General features: G+C 34.2%; 4 protein-coding genes. All 4 read left to right on the top strand.

Going from position 1 to position 3,964, the window contains the following annotated elements; genetic code table 11:
- On the top strand, positions 1-675 hold a 675-nt coding region (locus TA89_RS06170), incomplete at its 5' end, for a MurR/RpiR family transcriptional regulator (protein ID WP_040211806.1).
- Positions 676-838: 163 nt separating this feature from the next.
- Positions 839-2,203 (top strand): NADP-specific glutamate dehydrogenase, encoded by a 1,365-nt coding sequence (gdhA, locus tag TA89_RS06165; RefSeq protein ID WP_040211805.1) that lies wholly within the window; start codon positions 839-841, stop codon positions 2,201-2,203.
- A 225-nt stretch (positions 2,204-2,428) separates the two neighbouring features.
- Positions 2,429-3,655: a BaiN/RdsA family NAD(P)/FAD-dependent oxidoreductase gene (locus TA89_RS06160; protein WP_040211803.1), complete on the top strand. Its 1,227-nt coding sequence runs from the start codon at positions 2,429-2,431 to the stop codon at positions 3,653-3,655.
- A partial coding sequence (locus tag TA89_RS06155) for a chorismate mutase (protein ID WP_040211801.1) occupies positions 3,652-3,964 on the top strand: 313 nt, incomplete at its 3' end. The genes TA89_RS06160 and TA89_RS06155, both read left to right, overlap by 4 nt.

Genomic DNA, 3,964 nt, shown 5'->3' with positions numbered 1-3,964 from the left:
CCCAAACTTCAAAAAGCTCTGCAGGAGCTTATAAAAAATAAACTCACCACAGTTCAAAGACTTGAACTGTCTAATGATTATATAAGTGAAGAAAATGCCTTGAAGGGTGTTCTTAAAGCTGATATGGAAAATATAAGAGCTACTTTAGAAAAAATTAATCAAAAGAGCTTTGAAGAAGTTGTTGCAAAAATTCTTGAAGCAAAACGTATTTATATAATCGGTCTTAGAAGTTCCACTGCGTTAGCAGATTTTTTAGGCTTCTATTTAAATGTTATTCTGGATAACGTAAAGGTTGTTGGTTACGGTATATCCGATATTTTTGAGCAGATGATAAGTGTAGGCGAAGGAGATCTGGTTATAGGAATAGGATTTCCAAGATATGCTGTTAAAACCATTCAGTCTTTGGAATTTGCACATAAGAGAAAGGCTTCTGTGGTAGCTATAACAGACAGCTTATTATCACCTTTAGCGGGAAAAGCTGATTACACATTAATTGCACAAAGCAATATGGCATCCTTTGTAGACTCGCTTGTAGCCCCTCTCAGCGTAATAAATGCTTTAATCATTGCTGTAGGATTGATGGAAAAGGAAAAGATAGCATCAACCTTTAACAGCCTTGAAGATATATGGGAAGAGTATCAGATATATTCTTATAAGCCAAGAGAAGAAAAATAAGAGATAAAATAATTTTATCTCTTTTTTATATTAATAATTGTAAAAATTTATTAAATTTGAGAAGGAATAAATCACTTTATATCGAATATATATATACTGAAAGAAGCTTGAATTTCAAATTCTACAAAATATGAATTAAATCATTCATTTAGGGGGTATTTAAATGGGTAACACAGTTTTAGAACCAAAAGCTTATATTGAAAGCGTGTTGGAGAATGTTAGAAAGAGAAATGCTAATGAACCGGAGTTTATTCAAGCGGTGGAAGAAGTTTTAGTTTCTCTTGAGCCAGTATTAAACAAGCATCCCGAGTATATTAAAGCCAATTTGTTAGAAAGATTCTGTGAACCGGAAAGACAGATAATGTTCAAAGTTCCTTGGACTGACGATGAAGGCAATGTAAAGGTTAACAGAGGGTATAGAGTACAGTTCAATGGAGCAATAGGACCTTATAAGGGAGGATTAAGATTCCATCCTTCAGTATATATAGGTATAATTAAATTCCTTGGATTTGAGCAAATACTCAAGAATTCCTTAACAAGCCTCCCAATTGGCGGCGGTAAGGGAGGTTCAGACTTTGACCCAAGAGGAAGATCCGATGGGGAAATAAGAAGGTTCTGTGAAAGCTTTATGACTGAGCTATACAGACATATAGGTCCTGACGTGGACGTGCCTGCCGGAGATATTGGAGTAGGTGCCAGAGAGATAGGTTATCTATATGGACACTACAGAAGAATAAAGGGAGCTTTTGAAAACGGCGTGCTTACAGGTAAAGGCTTAAGCTATGGCGGAAGCTTAATCAGACCGGAAGCAACAGGCTTTGGTATTGCTTATTTCTGTCAGGAAATATTAAAGCATGAAAATGACACTTTTGAAGGAAAGACAGTGGCAGTTTCAGGCTTTGGTAATGTTGCTTGGGGGGTATGTAAAAAAGTTGAAAGCTTAGGCGGTAAGGTTGTAACTTTATCCGGTCCAGATGGATATATATATGATCCTAACGGTATAATCGGAGAAAAAGTTGAGTACTTAGTAGAGATGAGAAATTCAGGAAGAGATAAAGTTAAGGATTATGCAGACAAATATGGAGTAGAATTCTACCCAGGTCAGAAACCATGGGGTGTAAAAGTTGATATAATAATGCCATGTGCTACCCAAAATGATATACATTTAGAACATGCAAAAATGATAGTAGAAAATAACATAAAGTATGTTTGCGAAGGTGCAAATATGCCTTGTACAAACGAAGCTGTTCAATACCTTCAGCAGCATAATGTGATTGTTGGACCTTCTAAGGCAGCTAATGCCGGCGGAGTTTCAGTATCTGCTCTTGAAATGGCTCAAAACAGTGCAAGATTATCCTGGACTGAAGAAGAAGTTGATGCAAGACTTCATCAAATAATGGTTAATATCCATAAAGCAGCCTGCAACACAGCAGAGGAGTATGGATTTGGATATAACTTAGTGGCAGGAGCTAACATAGCAGGTTTTGTTAAAGTTGCAGAAGCTATGAATGCACAAGGAATATATTAGAATATAATATATCCTAAATAGATAACAAATAAATTTTATGTTTTAAAGAGTATGATGGGGACATCATACTCTATTTTTAATGTTATATCTATTGACTGAGTATACGCTTTAGTTATAGAAGATCTTTATCAAGGTAATTTTATATGTTCTTTTTTAATTGACATTAAATGCTGTAAAGGGATAATATTAATGTGGTTAAACTAATATAACTAAGGAGATGAAAGCTTGAAGAAGGTTATAGTTATAGGCGGAGGACCTGCGGGAATGATGGCAGCTATAAAAGCTTCTGAAAATAATAAGGTCATTCTTGTGGAGGGTAATGAAAGATTAGGTAAAAAGCTTTTTATTACCGGTAAAGGACGCTGTAATGTGACAAATGCTAAAGATATAAGTGAGTTTTTTGAATATATTCCCGGAAACCCTAATTTTTTGTATAGTTCATTGTACACATTTACTAATGAAGATGTAATGAGTATGTTTACTACCTTAGGAGTAGATCTTAAGATAGAAAGGGGAGACAGGGTGTTTCCTAAATCTGATAAGTCCTCTGATATCATAGGAGCCTTGGAAAAAAAGCTGAATGCCAGCGGTGTTGAAATACATCTTAACAGTAAGGTTATAAATCTTCTTTCTAAAGATTCAGCTATAATAGAAGCTGTTCTGAGCAATGGTGAAAGAATACAAGGAGATTATTTTATATTAGCTACAGGAGGCAAATCCTATCCCTCTACAGGTTCAAGAGGGGATGGATACAAATTTGCAGAAGATTTAGGACATAAGATAGTTGAACCAAAACCTTCTTTAGTACCTATAGAAATAAAAGAGGAGTTCATTAAAGAGCTTCAGGGATTATCCTTAAAGAATATTCAAGTCACCCTTTTTAAGGAAAATAAACAGATTTATAAAAGCTTTGGAGAAATGGTCTTTACTCATTATGGAGTGTCAGGTCCTGTTATTTTAAGTGCAAGCAGATACGTAAAATCCCAGGGAGAATATAAGATTTCTCTAAATTTAAAGCCTGCTTTGAGCGAACAGGAGCTGGATAGCAGAATTCAAAGGGATTTCAAGAAATACATAAACAAAGATTTTAAGAATTCTTTAGAAGACCTGCTGCCTAGGAAGCTTATAAATACGATAATCAATTTATCTAATATAGATCCCAATAAAAAGATAAACACTGTCACAAAAGAAGAGAGAAAAAGCCTTGTTTATCTTTTGCAGAATCTCAGTATGAAAGTTAAGGGGCTAAGACCCATAGAAGAAGCAATAGTAACTGCCGGAGGAGTATCTATTAAAGAGATAAATCCCTCTACAATGAAATCTAAGATTATAAAAAATCTTTCTTTCTGCGGAGAAGTTATGGATGTAGATGCTTTTACCGGTGGCTATAATGTACAAATAGCTTTATCTACAGGCTATATAGCCGGGGAAAAAGTAGGTGATGAGTTATGAAAGCTATAAGAGGAGCAATAACTATAGAAAAAAATAACAAGGAAAATATTAAAAAAGCTTCTATTACACTATTTGATGAAATAATATATAAAAACAGCTTGAATTTAAAAAATATAATATCTATTATATTTTCCTGTACCTCTGATATTACCGCAGATTATCCTGGTAAGTATTTAAGGGAAGAATATAGGTTAAATAGTCAGGCTATTATGCATTTTAACGAAATGATTGTAAATGAAGAATTATACTTGCCATTATGCATAAGAGTTATGATATTATATAATGGTGAAATAGAAAATGTTAAACACG

Origin of the sequence: Clostridium polynesiense, from assembly GCF_000820705.1 — a bacterium.
Classification (GTDB): Bacteria; Bacillota; Clostridia; order Clostridiales; family Clostridiaceae; genus Clostridium_AA; species Clostridium_AA polynesiense.
Note: the sequence above shows the minus strand (reverse complement) of the source record. Positions and strands in the feature narration are given on the sequence as shown.

Coding starts and splice junctions, on each gene's coding strand:
- gdhA (WP_040211805.1), top strand. CDS start 839: ATGGGTAACACAGTTTTAGAACCAAAAGCTTATATTGAAAGCGTGTTG.